The sequence below is a fragment of the Streptomyces sp. KL109B genome (assembly GCF_030766935.1).
GTDB lineage: Bacteria > Actinomycetota > Actinomycetes > Streptomycetales > Streptomycetaceae > Streptomyces.
Window position 1 is genome coordinate 239,520 of the sequence record NZ_JASERL010000011.1, and the last position, 25,706, is coordinate 265,225.

The window sequence follows — 25,706 nt, forward strand, 5'->3', positions numbered from 1 at the left end:
GTTGGAAACTAGCTTCTCCGATATGGGTAATCAAGATTTCGGACGCGGATGGGGCGGTCACGGGGCCGGCACCTCCACCACCACGGCCGAACCCATGCCACCGCCCGCGCACATCGCGGCGACACCCACGCCGCCTCCCCTGCGCCGCAGTTCGTGGACCAGTGTCACCAGCATCCGGCCGCCGGTCGCGGCGACGGGGTGGCCGAGCGAGCAGCCGCTGCCGTTGACGTTGACCGTGTCGGGGTCGAGGTCGAGGCGGCGCACGACGGCCACGCACATCGACGCGAACGCCTCGTTGATCTCGTACAGGTCGACGTCCTCGGTGCGCAGCCCGGCGCGGGCCAGTGCCTTCGGGATCGCCTGCACGGGGGCGAGCCCGGTGTCGGCCGGGTCGACGCCGACGGAGGCCCAGGCGCGGACCGTGGCGAGCGCGGGCAGTCCGAGCCGGTCGCTGACGACGGCGAGGGCCGCGGCGGCGTCGTTGCCACCGGCGGCGTTGCCCGCGGTGATACTGAAACCGTCGATCTCCGGATGCAGCGGCTTGAGTCCGGCCAGCTTCTCCAACGACGTGTCACGGCGCGGGTGTTCGTCGACGGCGAAGAGTCCGTGCGGGGTCTCGACGGGCACGATCTCGTCCTTGAAGCGGCCCTCGTCGATGGCACGGATCGCTTTGCGGTGCGAGCGCAGGGCCCAGGCGTCCATGTCCTCGCGGGAGATGTCCGCGGCGACGGCGGCGTTCCACCCGACGGTGATCGACATGTCGAGGTTGGGCGCGTCGGGGCGGTCGGGGTGGGTGGGCGGCACCCAGGGTTCGTCGTGGAAGTGGAGCCGCGGCGAGGTGGACGCCGAGTTGACGCCTCCCGCGATCACGACCTCGTCCATGCCGGAGCGGACGGAGGCGGCGGCCGACTGCACAGCGGCCAGCGACGCGGCGCAGTGCCGGTTGTGGGCAAGGCCCGGCACGGTGGTCAGGCCGGCGGTGAGCGCGGCGTGCCGGGCGATGACGCCGCCGCCGTACAGGCCCTCGGCCAGCATGACGTCGTCGATACGGTCCGGCTCGATGCCGAGTTCGCCGAGCCGCTCGGCACTCGCGCGGACGATGCGGTAGGCGAGGGTGTAGGCGTCGGTGTCGCGCAGCGTCCCCTTGCGGGCGGTGCCGACGGGGGTGCGCAGGGCGGAGACGATGACGGCTTCAGGCATGGGACTTCTCCGGGTTGTCCAGGGGGTCCGACTTGGTCAGTTCGGCGATCAGGGTGCGCCGCAGGAGTTTTCCGGTGCCGGTGCGCGGCAGGTCGGCGCGGAAGACGACGGCGTCGGGGGTCTTGGACGTACGAAGGCGGCCCTTCGCCCAGCGTCGGATCTCCTCCGGGTCGCCGGTTCCGACGAGGACGGCGACGATCCGCTGCCCCCATTCCTCGTCCGGCACCCCGATGACGACCGCCTCGCGGATGCCGGGGTGGTCGAGGAGGACGTCCTCGATCTCGGCGGGGGCGATGTTCTCGCCGCCGCGGATGATGGTGTCGTCGGCGCGGCCCTCGATGGAGAGATAGCCGTCGGCGTCCATGCGCCCGAGGTCGCCGGTGGGGAACCAGCCGTCCGCGTCGAGCACGCTGCGGCCCCGGTACTCGCCGGAGATCTGATCCCCGCGTACGTGCACGAGACCGGTGCGGCCGACCGGGCACACCTCGCCCTCCGGCGTGCGCAGTTCGATCTCGACGCCGGGCAGCGGTCGGCCCACGGAGGTGAGCCGGTCGCGCACGAGGGGATCGGTGGCCCCGAGTGCGGCGCGGTGCTCCGCGGGGCCGAGCACGGCGATCGACGAGGAGGTCTCGGTCAGGCCGTAGGCGTTGACGAAGTCCGTGCCGGGGAAGGCCCGTAGCGCCTTCTCCACGACGGTGCGCGGCGCGCGGGCGCCACCGTAGGCAAGGCTGCGCAGGCTGGGCACGTCGGCGTCGGCACCCGCGGGGATCTCCTCGACGATACGGGCGAGCATGGTCGGCACGAGCATCGCGTGGGTGACCTTCTCGCGGCGCACGGTGGCGAGCCACTCGGCGGCGGAGAACGCCGGCAGATACACGACGCGGCGCCCGGTGTAGAGGTTGGACATCAGGTTCGTGAGACCCGCGATGTGGTACGGCGGGACGGCGACGAGCGCCGCGTCGCCGTCTGCCGCCGAGTCGAACTCCAGGGTGTTCAACACGTAGGCGAGCAGGTGGCGGTGGCGCAGCAGGGCGGCCTTGGGCGCCGCGGTGGTGCCGCTGGTGTAGAGGATGACGGCGACGGCGTCCTGGTCCCAGGGCGCCTGTACGTCATCGGCCTGCTGGGCGGCGGGCCCGTCCAGCAGGCCGTCCAGGTCCTCCGGTCCGACCCTTTCGGCACCGGGGTGCCGTGCCTCGATCTCCGTCAACTGTTCCGCGCCCAGTCGGTAGTTGAGCGGGACGAACGGCACACCCGCGAGGGCGCAGGCGAAGAGGGTCACCGGGTAGGCGAGGTGGTTCGGAGCCCGGTACAGCACTGCGGACGCGCCGCGGAATCGCTCGGCGGCGGCGCGTGCCAAGCGCAGCAACTCGGCGGCGGACAGGGAGCGTTCGCCCAGGGTGACGGCGGGCCGCTCGCCCGTCGTCGCGGCCATCTCGAGAGTCATCGCAATGTTCATGAGAGTGCTATTCTCACTTCAGAAGAGCGGGACTTTCAAGAGTGGGGAGGTTGCGCACATGCAGATATCCGGTTGTTCCGCGATCGTGGTGGGCGGCACGGGTGGGCTCGGCGAGGCCACGGTGCGCAGGCTGCACGCCGCGGGCGCACAGGTGGTCGCCGCAGACGTCAACGACGAGAAGGGCAAGGCGCTCGAGGCGGAGCTCGGTATCCGATACGTCCGCACCGACGCCACCGCCGAGGACAGCGTCAACGCGGCGCTCGCGGAGGCCGAGGCGGCCGGGCCGCTGCGCATCGTGGTGGACGTGCACGGCGGGCCCGCTACGGGTGGCCGCCTGGTCGGCAAGGACGGCAGCCCGCTCCCCCTCGACGGCTTCCGCACGACGATCGACTACTACCTGACCTCCGTGTTCAACGTGCTGCGCCTGGGCGCGGCCGCACTCGCCCGCCAGGAGCCGCTGGAGGAGGGCGGGCGCGGCGTGATCGTCACAACAGCCTCCATCGCCGCCTACGAGGGTCAGATCGGCCAGCTCCCCTACGCGGCGGCCAAGGGCGGCGTCGCGAGCATGACGCTGGTCGCCGCGCGCGACCTGTCCCCGCTGGGCATCCGGGTCACCACCATCGCGCCGGGCACCATCAACACGCCCGCGTACGGGAAGGCCGGCGAGCAGCTGGAGGCGTACTGGGGGCCGCAGGTGCCGTTCCCCAAGCGGATGGGGCGCAGCGAGGAGTACGCGGCGCTGGTCCAGGGCCTGTGCGAGAACGACTACCTCAACGGCGAGGTCGTCCGCCTGGACGGCGCGCTGCGCTTCCCGCCCAAGTAGCCCGCAACTGATGCCGGTTACCACATCAGATGCTGCCAGGAGGAGGCCCATGCCGAGCCCCCCGCTGTTCCGGCGCGCGATCGTGGCGCGGATCGTCCAGGAGACCGCCGACGCCCGCACCTTCACGCTCACGCCTCTCGACGGGCCGCTCACGTACGAGGCCGGGCAGTACTGCATCTTCCGGATCACGGTCGACGGGCGTCCCGCGCCTCGCGCGTACTCGTTCTCCAGCGCGCCCGGGTTCGACGAGGAGATCACGACGACCGTGAAGCGGGTGCCGGGCGGGGCCGCGTCGAACTGGCTGCACGATCACGTCCGGGAGGGCGACGAGCTGGAACTCACCGCCGCCCGCGGAAAGTTCACACTTCGCCCCGCCGACACACCGCTGCTCGGCTTCTGCGGCGGCAGTGGCATCACGCCGGTCCTTTCCCTCGCCAAGAGCGCGCTCGCGACGACCGACCGCCGTGTGCGGCTGCTGTGCGCGGACCGGGACCGCGGCCAGGCCATCTTTCACGACACGCTGACCGAACTGGCCGCGCGCCATCAGGGCCGGGTCGAGGTGGTGCGTCACTTCGACGACATCCGCGGATACCTGGCGGCGGCGGACATCAAGGAGTTCGTCGGCGCCGACGCGGGGGCCGACGCGTACGTGTGCGGGCCGGAGCCGTTCATGGAGCTGGTGGAGTCGGCCCTGGCAGGTACGGGGCGGGTGTTCAGCGAGCGCTTCGGAGGCGGCGCGGCGCCGGGGCCACGACCCACTCCGCCCCCGGCCCCGACCTCCGACCCCCGCACGGTCACCGTCGTCATGAACGGCCGCCGCGAGACGATCACCCACCGCCCCGGCGAGACCCTGCTGCAGAGCGCCCGCCGCGCGGGCTTCGCCCCACCGTTCTCCTGCGAGGCGGGCAACTGCGCCACCTGCATGGCGGTCCTGCGGGAGGGCACGGCCACGATGCGGGCCAACGACGCACTGATGGACGACGAGGTCGCCGAGGGCTACGTACTGACCTGCCAGGCAATTCCGGACGAGGACGCGCCGTCGGTCGTGGTCGAGTACGAATGAAGCGCACAAGCGAGGCGCCGCCCCTCCGTCGGGAGGGGCGGCACCTCGGTATGCCGTGCGGCTACGCCCGGTCCCCCGGGTCGCACAGCACCAGGATCGCGCGGGCCACCAACTCGCTGCCGCTGCCGAGCTGTTCGCCGTAGCGGGTGACGGTGTCGCGCACCGCGCCGGTGAAGGACGGGTCGACGGCGCGTGGGCCGGCGGGGGCGGGCAGTTCGCGGACCAGTGCGCGGCGGCGGGCCAGGAGTTCGATGATCTCTTCGTCCAGTTCGCGCAGTTGCTCGCAGGACGGCGTCCGGGCGTTCCCCGGCATCGGGGAGGCGATGTTGATGGTCACGGCAAAATCCCCCTCAGTCGACGGTGATCGCGCGCTCGGGGCAGGCCCGGGCCGCGATCCGTACGTCGTTCTCGTGCTCGCTGGGTATCTCCGCGACGAGGACCGTCGCGTATCCGTCGTCGCTCAGGTCGAAGACCTCGGGGCACGTGGAGCAGCAGATGCCGTGCCCGCGGCAGCGGTCGTCGTCGACGGTGGCCTTCACCGGCCTTCCTCGGCTCGCGCGGGCGTGAACTCCAGGTGGAGGCGGGTGAGTCCGCGCAGGATGTACGTCGGTACGTAGTGGTAGCGGCGGGCGTCCGGCGGGCCGTGGTGTTCTTGTGAGATCCGGATGTCCTCGGTGCGGTCCAAGAGCCGCTCGACGGCCACCCTGGCCTCGGCACGGGCCAGGGGTGCGCCGGGGCAGGTGTGCGGGCCGCGGCCGAAGGCCAGGTGGCGGCGGACGCCGGGGCGTTCCACGTCGAAGGTGTCGGGGCTGTCGAACCATTCGGGGTCGCGGTTGGCCGCCCCGTTGAGGACCATCACGGTGGTGCCGGCCGGCAGGTCGACGCCGCCGAGAGTGACCGGCACCTTGGAGAGCCGGAAGTCGCCCTTGACCGGGGACTCGATACGCAGGCACTCCTCGACGAACGGGGCGATCAACTGGCGCTCGGCGCGCAGGCGTTGTTGCAGCTCCCGGTCCTCGCCGAGGATCTTCAGGGCGGTGCTCAGGAGTCGTACCGTCGTCTCCTGGCCCGCCGCGAACAGGTTCGCCGCCACCCGCACCGCGTCGGCGACCTCGGGCAGCGTGCCGTCGGGGAAGGTGGCGGTGGCCAGTCCCGTGAGCACGTCGGAGCGGGGCTCGCGGCGGCGTTCCTCGATGTAGCGGGTGAAGCGGCCGTAGAGGAACTCAAGGGGTGTGTGGCCGAGTTCCTCGTGCTCCGTGCTGCCGATGGCGCCCCGGCCGCGCGGGCGGCCCTGCAGCTCCTCGGCGAACTCCGCGCGGTCCTCCTCGGGAACGCCGAGCAGGTCGGCGATGACCAGGAGGGTGAAGGGCCCGGCGAACCCGCTGATGAACTCGCCCTCGCCCCCTGCGAGGAAGTCCTCGATCATGCCGTCGGCCAGCCGCCACATCGCCTCCTCGTTCTCCTTGAGGCGCTTGGGTGTGATCAGCCGCATGAGCAGCGCGCGATGGTCCGTGTGCACCGGCGGGTCGAGCGTGGGCAGCTGATCGCTCATCGGCAGCTCGTCGCGGTGCCGCTCGATCAGGCCGGAGACGTCGTCGCCCTCCAGGGGCACGGGGAAGCCGGGGAACGGGCCGGTGACGGAGACGCACGCGGAGAACCGGTCGGTGTCGTTGTAGACCTCCACCGCCTCGTCGTAGCCGGTGACCATGACGACGTCGTGCCGCTTCTCGCGCTGCACGGGGCACTGCCCCCGCAAGGCCTCGAAGTACGGATACGGGTCGGCCACGACCTCCTCGTCGCTGAAGAGGTCGACCTCCTCCAGGTCCTTCACGGGTGTGCCCCTTTCACGCGCGCCGAGCGAGCTGTGCGGTACCGCCGCACGATATCAACCATCTCCATTCCCGAGAAGCACGTTTCCGTCTTCGGGTGGACGCCGCTCGGCGATGAGTCCGTGCGCGAGCAGGTCCCACAGCGCCTCGGCGTCCGCGCCACGGCCGCGCACCGCCGTCCCGCCGAGGGTCAGGGCGAAGGAGTTGAACATGATGGCCTGCAGCATGGCCCCGGCCACCGCACGACGGTCCAGGTCCGCGCGGAGCACGCCGTCGGACGCCGCCTCGTCCAGGATCTCCTCGGTGAGCGCGAAGATCGGGGCGAAGGCGCGGGCGGCCTCCTTGGGGTCGTCGGTCAGCAGCTGCTGGGCGAACTCGGCCATCCCGAGGATCTCGACGGACCGCAGGGAGCTCGGCCTCGGGGACGGTCGGCACAGCCGGTGGTACTCCAAGGTGAAGCGGCGCAGCCGGCCGACGGCATCCGGCTCGTCGGCGATCGCCTCCCGCAGCCGCCCCGCGGTCTTGAACACCGACTCCTCGAGCAGGGCGAGGAGCAGTTCGTGCTTGCCCCCGAAGTTCTGGTAGAAGCTGCGCAGGGACTGCCCGGACTGCCGGACGACGTCCTGGACCGTGAAGTCCCTGCCCACCTCGCCCGCGAGCAGTTCGAGCGCGGCGTCGAGGAATCCCTGCACCCGCTTCTCGGCCCGCGCCCGCACCGGGTCCACGGTGCGGGCGACGGCCTGTTCACGCCAACTCGCCATGCGGCGTCACGCCTTGAGGTCGTCGTCGAGTACCACGCCGAAGGTCCTGAACGCCATGGCGATCGTGTCGTACGCGCCGACGCTGAACACCACATCCATTAGCTGCCGCTCGTCGAGGACCTCCGAGAGCTCGCGCCAGGTGGTGTCGGCGATCCGCGCGTCGGCGATCAGTTCGTCCACGGCCCGCAGCAGGGCCCGCTCCGCACCGCTCAGAGCGTCCGTCAGCGGCCCCTGCGCGACGCCCGCGATCTCCTCGTCCGTGAGGCCCGCCTCGTTCCGCGCGATCCACACGTGCTGCCGCCACTCGTACGTGGACTCACGGACGGCCGCGATCCGCAGGACGACTAGTTCACGCTGGCGTATGGAGAGGGCGGTGGCGAAGAGGAGGTGACCGTTGAACACGTTGAAGGCGTGGGTCAGTTCGGGATAGCGGGCGAGCACGCCGAGTGCGTTGAGGCCCTTGGGGCGGTCGGCGCCCTTCTCCGGTACCGGATGGCGCGGCCGCGGCGGGGTCAGGGCGGCCAGGGCGGCGTGCATCGCGCGGGGCCACTGCCTTACGGGCAGCGGTGCGATGCGGGGCCGGATCGGTCCGGCATCGGAGGCGGTCCCGGCCTCAGGGGTGGTGGTCACGGCTCGCTCCTCTTGTTGGCTGCCTCGACGAACGGGGACACACGTGTGAAGTCGACGCCCGGCTCCGCGTCCGCGAACCGCCGCCACAGGGCACCCACGAGCGCGCCCACCTCGTCGGGCCCGCCCTGCTCGGCCACGGCCCCCAGGTACAGCGCGACGTCCTTGGCCATCAGGGAGTTGGCGAACCCCGAGTCGTAGCTGCCGGTGAGGACGTGGCGCGGGAACTTGTCCTCGGTCGCGCCGCTGCGGCCACTGGAGGCGTTCAGTACGTCCATCAGCACCGCCGCGTCCAGGCCCGCCGCCCTGCCGAAGGCCAGCGCCTCGCTCGTGGCGGCCAGCGCCGTCGCGGACAGGAAGTTGTTGGCGAGCTTCGCGGCCTGCGCGAGCCCCGGCCGCTCCCCCACTCTGCGGCGCCGCTCACTGAGGTCGGCGAGCACTGGTTCGATCGCGGCGCAGACCTCGTCGGGCGCGGCGTAGATGACGGTCAGCGTGCGGGCGCGGGCGCCCGCGACACCGCCGGAGACGGGGGCGTCGGCGTGCCCGATGCCGTGCCGCGCGAGGAGGTCCGCGACGCGGCGCGCGGCGCTCACGCCGACCGTCGAGGTGTCCACCACGTGCGCGGTGCGACGCCCGGCCGTGTCGGCGATCTCGCGAGCGACCTTTTCGCTGGCGGTCCCGTCGGGCAGCGACAACACCACGACGTGTGCGCCGCGGGCGACTTCGGCGATGTCCGGGCACATGTCCGCGCCGGCCGGGGTGCGTTCCGGGCCTGCCCTGTCGTGGGCGAGGACGCGGTGGCCGCGCTGCACGAGGTTCGCGGCGAGGGCGCCGCCCATGTTGCCGAGCCCGATGAATCCGACCGTCGCCATGGTCAGCCCTCGTCCCCGCCGGTGCGCGCGGCCTCGGTCTCGGTGAGGCAGCGGCGGGCGGCGTTCCCGGCGGGCATGCCGCAGTACGCGGCGATCTGGAAGGGCAGTTCGTCGAGTTCCTGCCGGGTCACGCCGGCGCGCGGCGCGGCGGTGGCGTGGGTGCGGAACTCCTCCATGCGTCCGAGCGCGGCGGTCATGGCGAGGACCAGCAGGCTGCGGTCGCGCGGGCGCAGCGCGCCGCCGCGGGCCCACACGCCCCAGGCCGTCTCGGTGATGTAGTCCTGGAACTCGGCCACGGCGGGCCGTGCGGCACGGACGGCGGCGTCGACGTAGGCGTCACCGAGCACGGCCCTGCGCATGGCGCGGGCGTCCTTCGGTGGCTCGGGGTGGGCCACGGTGCCTCCTGGGACGGAGAGTTGGCGCATGTCTCATTTCCTGAATCAGAGAATATGATTCTCCAGATCGCCGGGCAACAGGGCCACACCGGGCGGGTGTTGCGCAGAAAGTCGCAGCCGACACCTTCCGCACACCCCTTGGCGAGATTACAGTTCTCGCGAAACGGAAGGGGTGTTCTTGCAATGCGTGGATCACCCATGAAGCGGATCGGGTTCGCCGGTGCGGGGCGCATGGGGCTGCCCATGGTGCGCCGCCTGGTGACGGCCGGACACGAGGTGTGCGTCGTGGGCCGTACCGCGGCGCGCCGGACCGCGCTGGGCGAGGAAGGAGCGCTCGTCGCCGATTGCGTCGAGGACGCGGCCGAGGGCGTCGACGCGTTCGTGCTCTGCGTCTTCACCGACCAGCAAGTACGGCAGGTGTGCTTCGGCAGCGGCCTGCTCGACGCGCTGCCGGCCGGCGCCGTGCTCGTCGTGCACACCACGGCGAGCCCGCACACCGTCAAGGAGATCGCCGAGCGGGGCATCGAGGTACTGGACGCGCCGGTCAGCGGTGGTCCGCACGACATCGCGGCCGGTCGGCTCACCGTCTTCGCGGGCGGCGAGAAGGCCACCGTGGAGCGGCTGCGGCCGGTGCTCGCCGCGTACGCCGACCCGGTGCTCGCGGTCGGCCCGGTGGGCGCCGGGCAGAGCGTGAAGCTGGTCAACAACGCCCTGTTCACCGCCCAGTTGGGGCTCGTCACGGAGGCTGCTCGACTCGGCCGCGGCCTCGGCGTGGACGAGGGCGTGCTGCTCACGGCGCTCGGTCACGGCAGCGCGGCGAGCCGGGCGCTGGCGGGGGCGGCGTCGCGAGGGTCGGCGGACCGGTTCATCGACGACGTACGGGAGTTCGTGGACAAGGACCTGGCCGTGGCCCGTGAGACCGCGGACGGGATCGGGGCGCGACTGGGCGCGCTGGCGGCGGCACACGCGGCACTGGATGACGCGGAGCCCTGCATCACCACCTGACGACAAGAGGAGAACGGCATGGGGCGAGTCGAGGGCAAGGTCGCGTTCATCACCGGCGCGGGCCGCGGCCAGGGCCGCAGTCACGCGGTGCGGCTCGCGGAGGAGGGCGCGGACATCGTGGCGATCGACCTGTGCCGCGACTACGAGACGGTCGACTATCCGATGGCCACGCCGGAGGACCTGAAGGAGACGGCGCGGCTCGTGGAGAAGGTGGGCCGCAAGGCGCTCGCGATCCAGGGCGACGTGCGCTCCATGGAGGCGATGCGGGACGCGGTGGACCGCACGGTGGCCGAGTTCGGCGGCATCGACATCGTCGTGGCCCAGGCCGGCATCGCGCCGCTGCTGGGCAGGCCGCCGCTGCAGGCGTGGTCCGACGCGGTCGACGTGGACCTGGTCGGCAGCATCAACGCGATCCAGGCCTGCCTGCCGCAGCTGCGCGAGGGCGCCTCGGTGATCGCCACGGCGTCGACGGCCGCGCTCATGGAGCACGGCATCGTCGACAACCCGGGCTCCAACCCGGGCGGCGCCGGATACGCGTACGCCAAGCGTGCCCTCGCCGAGTACATGCACGAACTGGCCCGCAATCTCGCCCCGTTGAAGCAGCGCGCCAACGTCGTGCACCCCACCAACTGCAATACGCAGATGCTGCAGAGCGAGCCGATGTACAAGTCGTTCCGCCCCGACCTGGAGCACCCGACCCGCGAGGACGCCGAGCCCGGCTTCGCCGTCCAGCAAGCGATGCCGATCCCGTACGTCGAGCCGATCGACATCAGCAACGCGGTCCTCTTCCTCGCCTCCGACGAGGCCCGCTACATCACCGGTGTGCAGCTGCGCGTGGACGCGGGCGGCTACCTCAAGTGGTACGACTGGCGGCGCTGACGCCTCGTCACCACCGATCGATGAAAGGTGAGTTCATGAAGGTCAGCGTGGACCAGGACCGCTGCCAGGGTCACACCCTCTGCGCCATGATCGCGCCGAAGGTGTTCCAGCTCAGCGAGATCGACGGGCACTCGTCGCCGGTCGCCGACGAGGTACCCGCGGGCGAGGAGGAGGCCGCGCGCGAAGCGATGCGCTCCTGCCCCGAGCGGGCCATCTCCCTCACCGAGACCAGCACGGGCTGACCGGCCCCGCCCACAGGGAGGAAGCACCACCGTGAGCACGGACGACGACGCGGCGCGCAAGAGCCGCCGCTACGAGTTCGACCGGCACGCCCCCGACTACCGGGAGCGGTTCGTCGAGATCACCGAGGAGATGCAGGGCCGCTGCCCGCTGGCCTGGTCGGACACCCACGGCGGGCACTTCGTGGCCGCCGGGCACCAGACGGTCTTCGACATCGCGCGCTCGGCCGACAAGCTCTCCAACGACCACGACGTGAACGGCGAGCGCCGCGGCTACCACGGCATCACCATCCCGCACCCGCCGCAGGGCCAGGGCTTCCGCGGTGGCTTCCTGGAGATGGACCCGCCGGAGCAGCGCTACTACCGCCAGGCCCTCAACCCGTACCTGTCCCCGGCGGCGGTGCAGCGCTGGATCCCGTTCCTGGACGAGCTGATCCGGGCCTGCCTGGACGAGCGGATCGAGTCGGGCCGCATCGACTTCGTGGAGGATCTCGCCAACCCGGTGCCCGCGGTGTTCACGCTGGCCATGATGGGGATCCCGCTGAAGAACTGGCAGATCTACAACGAGCCCGCGCACGCCGGGGTCTACACACCCCCGGACTCCCCCGACAGGGAGCGGGTGCGCGAGCTGCACATGACCATGATGCGGGACATCTTCGAGCAGATGGCGGCGATCCGCGCCAATCCGCGGCCGGGGCTCGTCAACGCGGTGCTCACGGCCGACGTCGGTGACACCAAGCCGTCCGACATGGACCTGCTGGGTGTCCTCGCGCTGCTGATCGGTGGTGGCTTCGACACGACGACCGCGCTGACGGGGCGGTCCGTGGAGTGGCTGTCGCTCCACCCCGAGGAGCGGGAGAGGCTGAGCCGCGAGCGCGACTCGCTGCTCGACCCGGCAACCGAGGAGTTCCTGCGCTACTTCACCCCGGCGGTGGGCGACGGCCGCACGGTCTCGGTGGATTGCGAGATGGCGGGCCAGGAGTTCAAGGAGGGCGACCGGGTCTGGCTGTCCTGGGCGATGGCCAACCGGGACCCGTCCGTCTTCCCGGACCCCAACACCGTGGACATGGAGCGCAAGGGCAACCGCCACCAGGCGTTCGGCCTCGGCATCCACCGCTGCATCGGGTCCAACGTGGCACGTGTGGTGTTCAAGCGGATGATCTGCCATGTCCTGGACCGGATGCCGGACTACGTGTGCGAGGCCGAGGGGACGATGCACTACGACTCCATCGGCATCATCAACGGCATGCGGCACCTGCCCGCCTCGTTCACGCCGGGACCCCGGCTCGGGCCCGGGCTCGACGAGACGCTGCTCAAGCTCCAGAAGGCCTGCGACGAGCAGGGCCTGGCCGCTCCGGTGACCGCGCGCGGCCAGCGGGCCGACATCCGGTGACACCCCACGTTCGCCCGCTGACGTATGCCCGCCGACCGTGGAGGAGGCCCTGTGGCACGGCGTTCCCTGCCCCTGCTCACCGACGACACCGCGTTCTTCTGGACGTCGGGCGCCGACGGCCGGCTCCGCTTCCAGCGGTGCGCCAACTGCGCCGCGCTGAACCATCCGCCGCTGCCGGTGTGCCGGTACTGCCGGGGCCACGAGCTGACCGTGACCGAGGTCGCGGGCACGGCCACGCTGGTCTCCTTCACGGTCAACGAGCGCTTTCCCGCGGCCGGTCTCCAGCCGCCGTTCGTGGTGGCGCGGGTGGCCGTCGACGAGGATCCGCGGGTCCGGCTCACCACGAACCTCGTCGACTGCGAGCCGTCCGAACTGCGCCTCGGAATGCGCCTGGAGGCCGTCTTCGAGCAGGTGGAGGACGTGTGGCTGCCGCTGTTCCGGCCGTGCGCCGAGCAGCCGGACCCGCTGCCCGCCCTGCCGCCCGACGATCCGGGCCCCGACGGAATCAGGGCTCGGATCCGCCCTCCGGTGAGCGGCGAGCGCTTCGAGCACCGGGCGGCGCTGACCGGCGCGGGCGCCTCCCGCATCGGCCGCCGTCTCGGTGTGCCGCCGCTGGCGCTGGCCGTGGAGGCGTGCGAGAAGGCGGTCGCCGACGCGGGGCTCACCCTCGACGACATCGACGGTCTGGCCACCTATCCGGGTGCCGGGATCGGCGCCGGCTTCGGGGAGGGGGGCGCCACCGCCGTGGAGTGTGCGCTCGGCATCCGGCCGACCTGGCACAACGGCGGCATGGAGACCTTCGGCCCGTCCGGCTCGGTGATCGCCGCGATGCTGGCGGTCGCGGGCGGCCTGGCCCGGCACGTGCTGTGCTTCCGTACGGTGTGGGAGACCACGCACACGCAGCAGTTGCGCGACGGGCTGCGGCCGGTGCCGCGACTGGACCGGGTGGCGGACGGCGCGCAGTGGGTCGCCCCGTACGGAGCGCAGTCCGCCGCCATCCACCTCGCGCAGAACGCGCAGCGCCACTTCCACGAGTACGGCACGACCCGGGAAACCCTCGGCTGGATCGCCCTGAACCAGCGCGCGAACGCCGCCCTCAACCCCGAGGCGATCTACCGCGAACCGCTCACCATGGACGACTACCTGTCCGCCCGGCCCATCGCGAGCCCCTTCGGCCTGTACGACTGCGATGTGCCGTGCGACGGGTCGATCGCGGTGGTGGTGTCGGCCCTCGACGCCGCCCGCGAGCTGCCGAAACCGCCCGTGCTCGTGGAGGCGGTCGGCACGCAGATCGGCGAGCGCCTGGAGTGGGACCAGACGACATCGACGCACGAACCGCAGGTGCTGGGGCAGGCTGCGCATCTGTGGACGCGCACGGACCTGGGGCCCGACGACGTGGACGTGGCCCTGCTGTACGACGGCTTCACCATCAACTGCCTCTCCTGGCTTGAGGCGTTGGGCTTCTGCGGGATCGGCGAGGCCAAGGACTTCCTGGACGGCGGCAAGAACATCGCCCGTGACGGCGTGCTCCCGGTGAATCCGCACGGCGGTCAGCTCTCCCACGGCCGCACCCACGGCATGGGCCTGGTCCGCGAGGCGATCACGCAGCTGCGCGGCGAGGCCGGCGCGCGGCAGATCGCCGGTGCCCGCACCGCCGTCGTCAGCACCGGTGGCCTCACCCCCAGCGGGGTCATGCTGCTGCGGGCGGCCGGCTGATGGCGCCGCTGCCCGGCCGTCTGCGGGCGGCCTCCGACCCGGCCGAGCTGCCGGGCGTGCACACCAAGACGGTGCGGGTGGACGGCTTCCCGCTGTCCGCGCGCGTGTGCTCGGCACCCTCGCCCCGCGCGGTCGTCCTCGCGCTGCACGGCGGCGGCACCACCTCGCTGTACTTCGACTGCCCGGGGCGGCCGGAGTTCTCGCTGCTGCGCACGGGGGCCCAGCTCGGGTACGCGGTCGTCGCCATGGACCGCCCCGGCTACGGCATCTCCGCGCCCTACGCCGAGCGCTACCGCGACCCGCAGCGCCGCCTGGAGACGACGTACCGGGCGCTGGAGCGCTTCCTCGACCAACTCCCGGGCCGCCCGGCCGTGTTCGTGGCCGGGCACTCGGCGGGCTGCGAACTGGCGGTGCGGATGGCGGCCGATCCGCGCGGGCGGCACCTGCTCGGCCTGGAGATCGCGGGCACCGGGCTGCGGCATCAGCCCGCCACCATCCGCGCCCTGGAGGCGGCGGGGGTGACGCGCCGGCGGGTGGGCCGACGCCCGGCCGGCACCCGCGAGACACTGTGGGGTCCGGCCGAGCTGTACGCCGAGGACGTGTGGAACACCCCGTACATCGCCTCGGACTCCCCCGCCTACGAGGGGCCCGCGCGGGTGTGGGTGGAGCGCGACTTCGCCCGGCTCGCGGCCGAGGTCCGCGTTCCGGTGCAGTTCAGCCTCGGCGACCATGAGCGGGTGTGGGAGTCGGGGCCCGCCGCACTCGCCGAGATCACCGCACTGTTCACCGGTTCGCCGCGCGTGCGGTCCAACGAACAGGCGGGCTGCGGCCACAACTTGAGCCTGGGCCTCGCCGCCCGCAGCTATCACCTGCGGGTGCTGGCGTTCGCGGAGGAGTGCGTGGTGCAGCGGGAACGAGCGGAGAGGGGTGAGGCCGCATGAGCGGCGCGGAGGCATTCGCCGTCCTGCTGTTGCGGTTGGTGATCGGCGCGACGATGGCCGTGCACGGGCTCAACCACTGGCGCGGCGGCGGTCGCATCGCGGGCACCGCGGGCTGGTTCGAGAGCCTGGGGCTACGGAACGGGCGGCTGCAGGCGTGGCTGAGCGTGGCGACGGAGATCGGGGCAGGAGTGCTCCTCGCGGCCGGTTTCCTCACGCCGCTGGCCTGCGCGGCGGTCATCTCCGTGATGCTCGTCGCGGGCCTGCTCGCACACCGCGCGAACGGGTTCTTCGTCATGAAGGACGGCTACGAGTACGTGCTCGTGCTCGGGGTGGGCTGTCTCGCGCTCGCCGTGCTCGGCGCGGGTCCGTGGTCCCTGGACGCGGCGTTCGGCATCGAGGTGACCGGGTGGACGGGCGGGGGTGTGGCGCTCGGGGTCGGGGTGGTGGCGACGGCCGGGCTGCTGGGCACGTTCTGGAGGCCCACGCGGTCGGAGAAGGCCTGACGGATCAGTACGGATCTCTGCGGATCCCTCGCGTTGGAGGACTTGTGACACACGCCGGTTTCATCGGCCTGGGCAGCCAGGGCGCCCCCATGGCGCGGCGCATCCTGGACGCCGGACTTCCCCTGACCCTGTGGGCACGCCGCGCCGCGTCCCTGGAGCCGTTCGCCGGGACGAAGGCCGACGTGGCCGCCACCCCGGCCGAGTTGGCGGCCGCCTGCGACGTGGTCGGCGTGTGCGTGGTGGGCGACACAGACGTCGAGGAGGTCGTCCTCGGCGAGGCGGGTGTGCTCGCGGGACTGCGCCCCGGCGCGGTGCTCGCGGTGCACAGCACCGTCCATCCGGACACGTGCCGACGTCTGGGCGCCCTGGCCGCCGAACGCGGAGCGCACGTCGTGGACGCCCCGGTCAGCGGCGGCGGACCGGCGGCGGGCGAAGGCAAGTTGCTCGTCATGGCGGGCGGGGAGAGCGAGGCGGTGGAGCGCTGCCGCCCGGTCTTCGAGACGTACGGCGATCCGGTGGTGCATCTGGGCCCGCTGGGCGCCGGGCAGGTCACGAAGATCCTCAACAACACGCTGTTCACGGCCAACTTCGGGCTCGCAGCGAGCGCGCTCGCTCTCGGCCGGCGCCTCGGGGTCGAGCCGGAGCGGTTCGCCGAGGTCGCCGGGCACGGCAGCGCGGCCAGCTTCGCGCTCGGCCGGCTGGCGGCGTCGGGCTGCGATCCCACCCGCATGGGCGCGGTGGCGGGCGGGCTGCTCGGCAAGGACGTGAGCCTGATGGCCTCCCTCGCGGAGGGACCACCCCCATCGGAAGTTGTGCTCGACCAGGCACGAGTCGCCCTGGACAACATGGGCGCGCCGCTGTCCAGCACTGACGGGAAGTGACCGGATCATGGCGTGGGACTTCGAGACCGATCCCGACTTCCAGAAGCTGCTCGACTGGGCGGACGCCTTCGTACGCGAGGAGGTCGAGCCCCTCGATCTGGCCTTCCCCGGGCAGCAGTTCACCCCGCCCGGCCCTGAACTGCGCAAGATCGTCGACCCTCTGAAAGAAGAGGTACGCCGTCACCGGCTGTGGGCCGCCCACCTCGGCCCCGAACTCGGCGGCGAGGGCTACGGTCAGCTCAGGCTCGCGCTGCTCAACGAGATCCTCGGGCGCTCCGAGTGGGCCCCGGTCATCTTCGGCTGTCAGGCCCCCGACACCGGCAACGCCGAGATCATCGCCCACTTCGGCACCGAACAGCAGAAGGCCACGTACCTGCGGCCGCTCCTCGACGGCGAGGTGTTCTCCTGCTACTCGATGACCGAGCCGCAGGCGGGCGCCGACCCGGCGCTCTTCGAGACGCGGGCGGTGCGCGACGACGACGGCTGGGTGATCGACGGCTGGAAGTTCTTCTCCTCCAACGCCCGCACGGCCGCGTTCTTCATCGTCATGGCGGTGACCGACCCGGAGGCGGGACCGTACGAGGGCATGTCGATGTTCCTGGTCCCGTCCGACACCCCGGGCATCAGGATCGAGCGGAACGTCGGCCTGGGCGACGAACCGATGGGCGAGGGCGCGCACGCGCTGATCCACTACGACGGTGTCCGTGTCCCGGACGACGCCCTCCTCGGCGGCCCCGGCCAGGCGTTCGCCATCGCGCAGACCCGGCTCGGCGGCGGCCGCGTGCACCACGCCATGCGCACCATCGGCCACGCGCAGAAGGCGCTGGACATGATGTGCGAGCGTGCGCTCGGCCGCCGCACGAGGGACGGGGTGCTCGCCGACAAGCAGTTCGTGCAGGGCTATATCGCCGATTCCTACGCCCAGCTCACCCAGTTCCGCCTCTTCGTGCTCTACGTCGCGTGGTCGATCGACAAGCACAACGACTACCGAGCGGTGCGCAAGGACATCGCCGCCGTCAAAGTCGTCATGCCGCAGGTGCTGCACGACATCGCCCAGCGCGCGGCCCAGGTGCACGGGGCGCTCGGCATGAGCAACGAGATGCCGTTCCAGAAGATGATGCTCGGCGCCGGGGTCATGGGCATGGCCGACGGACCGACCGAGGTCCACAAGGTGACCGTGGCTCGCCAGGTGCTGCGCGACCACCGTCCCGCCGACGGCCCGTGGCCGACCGGCCACCTCCCCACCCGCCGCGCGGCGGCCCTCGCCAAGTACGCGCCCGAGGAGGACCGGGACCTGTGATCGACATCGAACGCCTCGCGAGCTGGCTCGACGGCCTCGACCTGCCCGGCAAGGGCGAACCGCTCACGCACGCCTTCGTCTCCGGCGGCACCCAGAACGAGATCTACGAGATCCGGCGCGGCCCCCTGCACTGCGCGCTGCGCATCCCGCCGCCCTCCGCGCCCGCATCGCGCGACGAGGGCATCCACCGCGAGTGGCGGATCATCGAGGCCCTGGCCGGCACCGATGTGCCGCACACTCCGGCGGTCGCGGTGTGCACGGACCCGTCGGTCCTCGGGCGCACCTTCTATCTCATGGGGTTCGTGGACGGCTGGTCGCCGATGAATCTGACGGACAGGAAGTGGCCGGAGCCCTTCGCCTCCGATCCGGTGGCACGCCGAGGTCTCGCGGAGCAACTCACCGACGGGATCGCCCTGTTGTCCAAGGTCGACTGGCGGGCCAAGGGACTGACCGGACTCGGCCGGCCGGACGGTTTCCACGAACGCCAGGTGGACCGCTGGACCCGCTTCCTGGAGCGGATCCGCGGCCGGGACATCCCCGGGCTCGACGAGGCCTCCGCCTGGCTGCGCACCCACAAGCCCCTCGACTACGTGCCGGGGCTGATGCACGGCGACTACCAGTTCGCCAATGTCATGTTCCGCGACGGCGCCCCGGCCCGGCTCGCCGCGATCGTGGACTGGGAGATGGGCACGGTCGGCGACCCCAAGCTCGACCTGGCGTGGATGCTCCACTCCTGGCCGCAGGACACCAACGCACCCGAAGCGGCGACATCCGGCTACGTCGACCTCACCGGCATGCCCTCCCGCGACGAGCTCCTGGCCCGGTACGCCGAGGTGTCGGGCCGCCAGGTCGACGACTTCGACTACTACGGCGTGCTCGCCAAGTGGAAGCTCGCGATCGTCCTTGAGCAGGGCTTCCAGCGGGCGGGTGACGACCCGAAGCTGCAGGCGTACGGGCCGATGATCCTCCGGCTGATGCGCGAGGCCGCCGAACTCGCCGGGACGTCGGGGTACCGCGGATGAGCGACGTACTGATACGCAAACGCTCCGGGAACGTCCTGGTCGCCCGGCTCAACCGGCCCGAGGCCCGCAACGCGCTCACGCCTGAACTGATGGGCGCCATGGGCGAGGCACTGCTCGAAGCGGAAACCGACCCCGACATCCGGGCAGTCGTCCTCACCGGCACCGGCGACCGGGTGTTCTGCCCCGGCATGGACCTGCGGGCCTTCGCGTCCGGCACGCGGATGGGGTCGGACGACGATCCGGGGCGGGCGGCGTATCAGCGTCTGCTTGACGGCGGCAGCACCGTGCCCGTCGTGGGCGCCGCCAACGGCAGTGCCCTCGGCGGCGGCATGGAGCTGCTGCTCGCCTGTGACGTGGTGGTGGCCTCGGAGGCCGCGACGTTCGGCTTCCCGGAAGTCAAGCGCGGGCTGTTCCCGGCCGGGGGCGGGGCGGCGCTCGGCACCCGGATTCCGCTGGCGCACGCACTGGAGCTCGTCCTCACCGGGGACGCGGTCGACGCGGCACGGGCCCGCGAGATCGGTCTGGTCAACACCGTGGTCGAACCCGGTCACGTGCTCACGGCAGCGCTCGAACTGGCGGGCCGCATCGCCGCGAACGCCCCGATGGGGCTGGCGGCCGCGAAGGAGCTGGTGCGCACGACGCTCACCGACCCGGTCCGTGCCACCGCCCGGCAGCGCGAGCTCCAGCGCTCCGTCTTCGCCAGCGAGGACGCCAAGGAAGGGGCGATGGCCTTCATGGAGAAGCGCGCACCCGTGTGGCGGGGGTGCTGACCCGGTGAAGGCGGCACAATGCACGGCGTACGGGCCCCCGGAGGCCGTACGGATCGCCGACGTGCCCGCTCCCCCGCTCGGGCCCGGCCAGGTGCGGGTCCGGGTCGGCGCGGCGGCCGTCAACTATCCGGACGTGCTGCTGGTCGCCGGGGAGTACCAGGTGCCGGTGGCGCCGCCGTTCGTGCCGGGCAGCGAGTTCGCCGGGGTGGTCGAGGCAGTGACCGACGACGTGAACGGAGTACGGGTCGGGGACCGGGTGTGTGGGACGGCGATGGTCGGGGCGTTCGCCGAGCGGGCCGTGGCGGCGGCGCGGTCGGTGACCCCGGTACCGGACGGCGTGGACCTCGGAGCGGCGGCGGCGTTCGGCGTCGCCCACCGCACGGCGTTCCACGCGCTGCACACGGTGGCGGGAGTGCGGCCCGGTCAGGAGTTGGTGGTGCTCGGGGCCGGAGGCGGAGTGGGGCTCGCCGCCGTCCAGTTGGGGGCGCTGGCCGGAGCGCGCGTCACGGCGGTGGCCTCGTCGGCCCGGAAGCTGGAGGCGGCCAAGACGCACGGCGCGACGGTGTTGATCGACCACCGAGAGGGAGATCTCCGGGCCGCGCTGAAGGAGGCCCTGCCCGCCGGCGCGGACGTCGTCCTCGACCCGGTGGGCGGCGACCTCGCCGAGCCTGCGCTGCGCTCGGTGCGCTGGGGCGGCCGGTTCGTCACCATCGGGTTCGCGGCAGGCATCCCCCGGCTGCCCATGAATCTCGTCCTGTTGAAGGGCGTGCAGGTGACCGGATTCCAGTTGCGTGACCTGGCGGCCCACGTGCCGCAGGACTTCGCGGCGAACGAGGCACGGCTGCGCGCCCTGTTCGCGGCGGGCACCGTACGCCCGCACATCGGCGCCGAGTTCACGCTCACGGACACCGCGGCCGCACTGCGGTGCGTGGCGGACGGTCGGGCGATCGGCAAGGTCGTCGTACGCGTGGCCGACGAAGGGAGCCTCCACTCGTGAGCAGCGATCTGGCCGCACTCCACGATCTCACCGGCAAGGCGGCCGTCGTCACCGGTGGCTCGCGCGGCATCGGACGCGCCATCGCCCACGCTCTCGCCGAGGTGGGCGCCGACGTGGTCATCGCTTCCCGCAAGCTCGACGCCTGTGAGACCGCGGCCGCCGCGATCGCCAAGGAGACCGGACGGCGCGCGGAGGCGGTCGCCTTCCACGCCGGCCGCTGGGACGACTGCGACCGTCTCGTCGGCGAGACGCTCGACCGGCTCGGACGCCTCGACGTCCTCGTCAACAACGCGGGCATGTCACCGCCGTACGAGAACCTCACCGACATCAGCGAGGAGCTGTACGACAAGACCCTCGCGGTGAATCTGAAGGGCCCGTTCCGCCTCGCCGCGCTCGCCGCGACCCACATGGCGGGGCACGACGGTGGTTCGATCATCAACGTGGGGACGGCGGGCTCGCTCACCGCCAGCACCCGCGAACTCCCCTACGCCTGCGCCAAAGCGGGCCTGAACGCGCTGACGGTCGGGCTCGCGGAGGCGTACGCGCCGACGGTGCGGGTCAACGCGATACTCCCGGGCCCCTTCCGCACGGACCTGTCGCGCGGCTGGGCGCCCGAGGATCCGGACGACGCCCCGTTCGTCCCGCTCGGCCGCATGGGCCGCCCCGAGGAGGTGGCTCCGCTCGCCGTGCACCTCGCCTCCGCGGCCTCCAGTTACACCACCGGCGCGATCATCCGCGTCGACGGCGGCATCACCCGCAAGGTCTGACCCCAGCAGCCCCGCCCCACTCCGATCCAGGAAGGCACCGCGCCCATGACCGACAGCAAGGCCCCCGACCGGCGGCTGCTGATAGCCGGCCGCCTCACCACCACCGTCGCCACCTTCGCCTCTCTCAACCCCGCCACCGGGGCCGTCGTCGGCCACGCACCGGACGCGGGGCCGGCCGAGGCCGAGGCCGCCGTCGCCGCCGCCCGCCACGCCTTCGACACCACGTCGTGGTCCACCGACCGCGACTTCCGGGCACACTGCCTCGGCCAGCTGCACCGCGCCCTGGTCGACCACAAGGAGGAGTTGCGCGCTCTGACGATCGCGGAGGTCGGCGCCCCGCACCAGCTCACCGGGGGCGCCCAGTTGGAGGAGCCGATCGGTGTGGTGCGCTGGTACGCGGACCTGCTGCCGACGTACGAGTTCAGCCGCGACCTGGGCATCACCGAGGCACGTGGTGCCCGTCATCACCGCTGGGTGGAGAAGGAGGCGGCAGGCGTCGTCGCGGCGATCATTCCGTACAACTACCCGAACCAGATCGCCCTGGCGAAGCTCGCCCCCGCCCTCGCCGCCGGCTGCACGGTCGTCCTCAAGGGCGCACCCGACACACCTCTCGTCACGCTCGCCCTCGGCGAGCTGATCGCCGAACACACCGACATCCCACCGGGCGTCGTCAACGTCCTCAGCTCCTCCGGCCCGGAGGCGGGCGAGGTCATGACGACCCACCCGGACGTCGATGTCGTCACCTTCACCGGCTCCACCGCCACCGGCCGCCGGATCATGGCTGCGGCGTCGGAGACGGTCAAGCGGGTGTTCCTGGAGCTCGGCGGCAAGTCGGCGATGATCCTGCTGGACGACGCCGACCTGCGGAGTGCGTCGATGATGGCCTCGTTCATGGCGTGCAGCCACGCGGGACAGGGCTGTGCCATCTGTACCCGCCTGCTCGTCCCGCGCGAGCACCACGACGCCGTCGTCGACATGGTCGCGCAGGGTATGGCGCACATCCCCGTCGGCGACCCGGCCGACCCGGCGACGTACATGGGCCCGCTGATCAGCGAGCGCCAGCGCGACAAGGTGGACGCGATGGTGCGGCGCGCGGTCGCGGACGGCGCGAAGCTGGTGTGCGGCGGGGAACCAGGCGCGGGCCCCGGCTTCTTCTACAAGCCCACCCTCCTGTCCGGTGTCGATCCGGACAGCGAGATCGCGCAGGAGGAGGTCTTCGGCCCGGTCCTGTCCGTCATCGCGTACGAGGACGAGGCGGACGCCGTGCGGATCGCGAACAACTCGGCGTACGGCCTGTCGGGCGCGGTCTTCTCCGCGTCCGAGGAGCGTGCGGTCGCCGTGGCGCGCCGCGTCCGCAGCGGCACCTTCAGCATCAACGGCGGCAACTACTTCGGGCCCGAGAGCCCGTTCGGCGGGTACAAGCAGTCCGGGGTCGGCCGCGAGTACGGGCTCGAAGGGCTCGCGGAATTCCTGGAGACGAAGACCTTCGGAGCGGCGGTGTCGGCATGAGGCCCCTGGAAGGAATCCGGGTCATCGAGGTCGCGATGTACGGCTTCGTGCCGTCGGGCGGCGCCGTCCTCGCCGACTGGGGCGCGGACGTCATCAAGATCGAGCACGCGGTGAACGGCGACCCGCAGCGCGGCCTGCGCCGCACGGGTGCGTTCGTCATCGAGGAGGGCGAACCCAACCCGAACATCGAGCACGCCAACCGCGGCAAGCGCAGCCTGGGCCTGGACATCTCCACACCGGAGGGCATGGAGGTGCTGCGCGAACTGGTCGCGGGCGCCGATGTGTTCCTCACCAGCTTCCTGCCGCGGGCGCGCGACCGCTTCGGGATCGAGCCCGAGGACATCCGTGCCGTCAAGCCGGACATCGTGTACGCGCGGGGCAGCGCGTTCGGGCCGAACGGTCCGGAGTCCGACAAGGGCGGCTACGACATGACGGCGTTCTGGGCGCGTTCCTCGGCCGCCGCGAGCATCACCCCGGAGGGCCTGGGAGGCGTGCTGCCGCTGCCCGTGCCCGCGTTCGGGGACACCATCTCCGGGACGAACCTGGCGGGTGGGATCGCCGCCGCGCTCGTCAAACGGGAGCGTACGGGCGAGGGATCCGTGGTGGACGTGTCGCTGCTCGGCAGCGGGGTGTGGGCGATGGGGCACGGCATCGCGCTGGCCCGCGCGAAGAAGCGGCCGTGGGTGATGGCGATGCCCGGCGGCCCCAATGGGATGGCGAACCCGCTCAGCGGCATCTACCGCACGGCTGACAACCGGCACATCTCGCTGGTGATGCTGCAGCCGCAGAAGTACTGGGCGGACGTGTGCCGGCACATCGACCGTCCCGAACTCGCCGAGGACCCACGGTTCGCGACCGCCGAGTCGATCGCCGAGCATGTGGAGGAAGGAGTGCGGCTGCTGACGGAGGCCATCGCCGCGCGGCCGCTCGCCGAGTGGGCGGAGCGCTTCGTGACACTGTCCGGTCCGTGGGCGCCCGTTCAGGACTCGGTGCAGGTGGGCGAGGACGTGCAGGTCCGCGCGAACAAGTACCTGACGCGGGCCGGCGATCTCGAACTGGTCGCCAGCCCCGTGCAGTTCGGCGCCGAGCCGCTCGATCATCTGGACCCGGCCCCGGAGTTCGCCGCGCACACCGAGCAGATCCTTCTCGAACTCGGCATGGACTGGGAGCGCATCCTCGCCCTGAAGGAGGCGGGCGCGATCACGTGAGCGGCTCCGACAAGGACGATCTGGGCGCGGCCGGGCTGCGCTTCGAGCGGGACGGTGTCCTCGCCTGGTGTCACATCGACCGGCCGCGGGCCCGCAATGCCCTGACGCCGGCGATGTACTTCGGCATCAAGCGGGCGGTACGCCTGGTCAACGCCGACCCCGGCCTGGCCGCTCTGATCGTCACGGGCACGGGTGATGTGTTCGCGCCCGGCGGTGACCTGGGCGGCCGGGCCGAGCCGGGGGACGCGGACGTGTCGGCGATCGGCCACGACATCCTGCCCTTCACCGCCATCCGGGAGTCGCGTGCCCCGGTGATCGCCGCCGTGAACGGGATCTGCCAGGCGGGCGGGCTGCTGATCGCGATGATGGCCGACATCGCCGTGGCCAGTGACCGGGCGGTGTTCCGCGTACCGGAGCTGCTGCGGGGCATCCCGGACGCGACGTTCGCGGCGGCGCTGCCCGCGCACGTGGGCGTGGCGGTCGCCCGTGACCTGCTGCTGTCGGCGCGCCGCTTCGACGCGGCGGAGGCCGTGCGGCTCGGGCTCCTCGCACGTGTCGTGCCGCACGCGTCGCTGCGCGAGGCGGCGGTGGCGGCGGCCCGTGAGGTGCTGCGGACGCCGCCGATGGCGCGGATGCACGTCAAGCGGATGCTCAACGAGCGGTACGGGGTCATCGACCAGCAGACGATGTTCTGGGCGCTCGACGAGTCGCCCGAACCACGGGAGGGCATGCGGGCGTTCCTGGAGAAGCGGGATCCGGCGTGGGTGCCGCCGGGTCAGGGCACCACGTAGCCGCCGTCCACCGGCAGTGCGACCCCGGTGACGAAGGACGACTCGTCGCTCGCCAGGAAGAGGACGGCGGCGGCCAGTTCGGTGGGCAGGCCCCAGCGGTGCATCGGCTGGGCCTTCATCTCGGCGTCCGCGGGCGGAACGGGCTGCTCGGTGCTCGCGCCGGCGAGCGCGGTCCATGTCATGCCGGGGCAGACGGCGTTGACCCGCACTCCCTGCGTCGCGTAATCGAGCGCGGCGGACTTCGTCATCTGGACGACGCCGCCCTTGGCTGCCGCGTAGACGGAGTGCTTCTTCCAGCCGACGAGCGCGGCGGACGAGGCGGTGTTCACGACCGAGCCGCCTCCCGTGCGCAGCATGGCGGCGATGCCGTACTTCATGCCGAGGAAGACACCCTTGAGGTTGACGGCGATGACGTCGTCGAAGGTGGCCTCGTCCTGGTCGACGAGGGGTTTGCGGGGGCCGCCGAATCCGGCGTTGTTGAACAGGACGTCGAGCCGTCCGAAGTGTTCGACGGCCGCGCCGATCATGTGCTGTACGTCGCCGGAGTCCGAGACGTCGGCGTGCACGGCGAGGGCGATGTCCTCGCCCAACTCCTTTGCCAGATCGTCCTGTTGTCCGCTGCGGTCGGCACAGACGACCTTGGCGCCCTGCTCGGCGAACAGCTGCGCGGTGGCCCGGCCGATGCCCGAACCCGCTCCGGTGACGACGGCCACCTTCCCTTCGAGACGACCCCGGGCACTGGACATCGAACGCGACATG

General features: G+C 72.0%; 28 protein-coding genes. 18 read left to right on the forward strand and 10 right to left on the reverse strand.

The window, feature by feature from the left end; all coding sequences use genetic code 11:
• Positions 1 to 57 precede the first annotated feature (57 nt).
• Together RBJ65_RS31680 and RBJ65_RS31685 are read right to left on the reverse strand one after the other, a co-directional pair.
• Positions 58 to 1,200: a thiolase family protein gene (locus RBJ65_RS31680; protein ID WP_306320058.1), complete on the reverse strand. Its 1,143-nt coding sequence runs from the start codon at positions 1,198 to 1,200 to the stop codon at positions 58 to 60.
• Positions 1,193 to 2,644, reverse strand: a complete 1,452-nt coding sequence (locus tag RBJ65_RS31685; RefSeq protein WP_306320059.1) for a class I adenylate-forming enzyme family protein — start codon at positions 2,642 to 2,644, stop codon at positions 1,193 to 1,195. Before RBJ65_RS31685 ends, RBJ65_RS31680 begins: the two co-directional genes overlap by 8 nt.
• A 70-nt stretch (positions 2,645 to 2,714) precedes the next feature.
• Between RBJ65_RS31685 and RBJ65_RS31690 the strand changes: the two genes are divergently transcribed.
• Together RBJ65_RS31690 and RBJ65_RS31695 are read left to right on the forward strand one after the other, a co-directional pair.
• Positions 2,715 to 3,479, forward strand: a complete 765-nt coding sequence (locus RBJ65_RS31690; protein WP_306320060.1) for an SDR family oxidoreductase — start codon at positions 2,715 to 2,717, stop codon at positions 3,477 to 3,479.
• Between the two features lie 49 nt (positions 3,480 to 3,528).
• Positions 3,529 to 4,542, forward strand: a complete 1,014-nt coding sequence (locus tag RBJ65_RS31695) for a ferredoxin--NADP reductase (protein WP_306320061.1) — start codon at positions 3,529 to 3,531, stop codon at positions 4,540 to 4,542.
• Between the two features lie 61 nt (positions 4,543 to 4,603).
• Here the strand turns inward: RBJ65_RS31695 and RBJ65_RS31700 are convergent, their stop codons facing one another.
• Genes RBJ65_RS31700 through RBJ65_RS31730 form a run of 7 tightly spaced genes read right to left on the reverse strand, consistent with a single transcriptional unit; the run spans position 4,604 to position 9,026 of the window.
• Positions 4,604 to 4,879 carry a chorismate mutase gene (locus RBJ65_RS31700; protein WP_306320062.1) on the reverse strand — a complete coding sequence of 92 codons (276 nt, stop codon included), beginning with the start codon at positions 4,877 to 4,879 and terminating at the stop codon, positions 4,604 to 4,606.
• A 13-nt stretch (positions 4,880 to 4,892) separates the two neighbouring features.
• Positions 4,893 to 5,081, reverse strand: coding sequence for a ferredoxin (locus tag RBJ65_RS31705; RefSeq protein ID WP_306320063.1), 189 nt, complete (start codon positions 5,079 to 5,081; stop codon positions 4,893 to 4,895).
• Positions 5,078 to 6,373 carry a cytochrome P450 gene (locus RBJ65_RS31710; RefSeq protein ID WP_306320064.1) on the reverse strand — a complete coding sequence of 432 codons (1,296 nt, stop codon included), beginning with the start codon at positions 6,371 to 6,373 and terminating at the stop codon, positions 5,078 to 5,080. The genes RBJ65_RS31705 and RBJ65_RS31710 overlap by 4 nt, the downstream gene beginning before the upstream one ends.
• Before the next feature lie 54 nt (positions 6,374 to 6,427).
• Positions 6,428 to 7,132 (reverse strand): TetR/AcrR family transcriptional regulator, encoded by a 705-nt coding sequence (locus RBJ65_RS31715; protein ID WP_306320065.1) that lies wholly within the window; start codon positions 7,130 to 7,132, stop codon positions 6,428 to 6,430.
• A gap of 6 nt (positions 7,133 to 7,138) precedes the next feature.
• On the reverse strand, positions 7,139 to 7,762 hold the full coding sequence (locus RBJ65_RS31720; protein WP_306320066.1) for a carboxymuconolactone decarboxylase family protein: 624 nt from the start codon (positions 7,760 to 7,762) through the stop codon (positions 7,139 to 7,141).
• Positions 7,759 to 8,631 (reverse strand): NAD(P)-dependent oxidoreductase, encoded by an 873-nt coding sequence (locus RBJ65_RS31725; RefSeq protein WP_306320067.1) that lies wholly within the window; start codon positions 8,629 to 8,631, stop codon positions 7,759 to 7,761. The genes RBJ65_RS31720 and RBJ65_RS31725 overlap by 4 nt, the downstream gene beginning before the upstream one ends.
• Before the next feature lie 2 nt (positions 8,632 to 8,633).
• Positions 8,634 to 9,026 carry a carboxymuconolactone decarboxylase family protein gene (locus tag RBJ65_RS31730; RefSeq protein ID WP_306332188.1) on the reverse strand — a complete coding sequence of 131 codons (393 nt, stop codon included), beginning with the start codon at positions 9,024 to 9,026 and terminating at the stop codon, positions 8,634 to 8,636.
• A gap of 183 nt (positions 9,027 to 9,209) precedes the next feature.
• Here RBJ65_RS31730 and RBJ65_RS31735 point away from each other — a divergent pair, with 183 nt between their 5' ends.
• From RBJ65_RS31735 to RBJ65_RS31810, 16 genes are read left to right on the forward strand one after another with little or no spacing between them, the layout of a single operon-like run.
• Positions 9,210 to 10,031 (forward strand): NAD(P)-dependent oxidoreductase, encoded by an 822-nt coding sequence (locus RBJ65_RS31735; RefSeq protein WP_306320069.1) that lies wholly within the window; start codon positions 9,210 to 9,212, stop codon positions 10,029 to 10,031.
• Between the two features lie 18 nt (positions 10,032 to 10,049).
• A complete protein-coding gene (locus RBJ65_RS31740) occupies positions 10,050 to 10,910 on the forward strand; it encodes a mycofactocin-coupled SDR family oxidoreductase (RefSeq protein WP_306320070.1) in 861 nt (286 codons plus the stop codon).
• 35 nt (positions 10,911 to 10,945) lie between these two features.
• On the forward strand, positions 10,946 to 11,152 hold the full coding sequence (locus RBJ65_RS31745) for a ferredoxin (RefSeq protein WP_306320071.1): 207 nt from the start codon (positions 10,946 to 10,948) through the stop codon (positions 11,150 to 11,152).
• 31 nt (positions 11,153 to 11,183) lie between these two features.
• Complete coding sequence (locus RBJ65_RS31750) at positions 11,184 to 12,542, forward strand: cytochrome P450 (protein WP_306320072.1); 1,359 nt, start codon at positions 11,184 to 11,186, stop codon at positions 12,540 to 12,542.
• Between the two features lie 51 nt (positions 12,543 to 12,593).
• Positions 12,594 to 14,258: an OB-fold domain-containing protein gene (locus RBJ65_RS31755; RefSeq protein ID WP_306320073.1), complete on the forward strand. Its 1,665-nt coding sequence runs from the start codon at positions 12,594 to 12,596 to the stop codon at positions 14,256 to 14,258.
• Positions 14,258 to 15,199, forward strand: coding sequence for an alpha/beta hydrolase (locus RBJ65_RS31760; RefSeq protein ID WP_306320074.1), 942 nt, complete (start codon positions 14,258 to 14,260; stop codon positions 15,197 to 15,199). Before RBJ65_RS31755 ends, RBJ65_RS31760 begins: the two co-directional genes overlap by 1 nt.
• Complete coding sequence (locus RBJ65_RS31765; protein WP_306320075.1) at positions 15,196 to 15,702, forward strand: DoxX family protein; 507 nt, start codon at positions 15,196 to 15,198, stop codon at positions 15,700 to 15,702. Before RBJ65_RS31760 ends, RBJ65_RS31765 begins: the two co-directional genes overlap by 4 nt.
• Before the next feature lie 44 nt (positions 15,703 to 15,746).
• The gene (locus RBJ65_RS31770; protein WP_306320076.1) at positions 15,747 to 16,583 is read left to right on the forward strand and encodes an NAD(P)-dependent oxidoreductase; all 837 of its coding nucleotides are present in this window, start codon (positions 15,747 to 15,749) and stop codon (positions 16,581 to 16,583) included.
• A 7-nt stretch (positions 16,584 to 16,590) separates the two neighbouring features.
• Complete coding sequence (locus RBJ65_RS31775) at positions 16,591 to 17,883, forward strand: acyl-CoA dehydrogenase family protein (protein WP_306320077.1); 1,293 nt, start codon at positions 16,591 to 16,593, stop codon at positions 17,881 to 17,883.
• Positions 17,880 to 18,905 (forward strand): phosphotransferase family protein, encoded by a 1,026-nt coding sequence (locus RBJ65_RS31780; protein ID WP_306320078.1) that lies wholly within the window; start codon positions 17,880 to 17,882, stop codon positions 18,903 to 18,905. The genes RBJ65_RS31775 and RBJ65_RS31780 overlap by 4 nt, the downstream gene beginning before the upstream one ends.
• The gene (locus tag RBJ65_RS31785; protein ID WP_306320079.1) at positions 18,902 to 19,675 is read left to right on the forward strand and encodes an enoyl-CoA hydratase-related protein; all 774 of its coding nucleotides are present in this window, start codon (positions 18,902 to 18,904) and stop codon (positions 19,673 to 19,675) included. The genes RBJ65_RS31780 and RBJ65_RS31785 overlap by 4 nt, the downstream gene beginning before the upstream one ends.
• A 4-nt stretch (positions 19,676 to 19,679) precedes the next feature.
• Positions 19,680 to 20,672 carry an NADPH:quinone oxidoreductase family protein gene (locus tag RBJ65_RS31790; protein WP_306320080.1) on the forward strand — a complete coding sequence of 331 codons (993 nt, stop codon included), beginning with the start codon at positions 19,680 to 19,682 and terminating at the stop codon, positions 20,670 to 20,672.
• Positions 20,669 to 21,439, forward strand: coding sequence for an SDR family NAD(P)-dependent oxidoreductase (locus RBJ65_RS31795; protein WP_306320081.1), 771 nt, complete (start codon positions 20,669 to 20,671; stop codon positions 21,437 to 21,439). The genes RBJ65_RS31790 and RBJ65_RS31795 overlap by 4 nt, the downstream gene beginning before the upstream one ends.
• 45 nt (positions 21,440 to 21,484) lie before the next feature.
• The gene (locus RBJ65_RS31800; RefSeq protein WP_306320082.1) at positions 21,485 to 22,948 is read left to right on the forward strand and encodes an aldehyde dehydrogenase family protein; all 1,464 of its coding nucleotides are present in this window, start codon (positions 21,485 to 21,487) and stop codon (positions 22,946 to 22,948) included.
• Complete coding sequence (locus RBJ65_RS31805) at positions 22,945 to 24,156, forward strand: CaiB/BaiF CoA-transferase family protein (protein WP_306320083.1); 1,212 nt, start codon at positions 22,945 to 22,947, stop codon at positions 24,154 to 24,156. Before RBJ65_RS31800 ends, RBJ65_RS31805 begins: the two co-directional genes overlap by 4 nt.
• A complete protein-coding gene (locus RBJ65_RS31810) occupies positions 24,153 to 24,947 on the forward strand; it encodes an enoyl-CoA hydratase/isomerase family protein (protein WP_306320084.1) in 795 nt (264 codons plus the stop codon). The genes RBJ65_RS31805 and RBJ65_RS31810 overlap by 4 nt, the downstream gene beginning before the upstream one ends.
• Here the strand turns inward: RBJ65_RS31810 and RBJ65_RS31815 are convergent.
• Positions 24,932 to 25,705, reverse strand: coding sequence for an SDR family NAD(P)-dependent oxidoreductase (locus RBJ65_RS31815; RefSeq protein WP_306320085.1), 774 nt, complete (start codon positions 25,703 to 25,705; stop codon positions 24,932 to 24,934). The genes RBJ65_RS31810 and RBJ65_RS31815 overlap by 16 nt on opposite strands.
• Position 25,706: the final 1 nt, after the last annotated feature.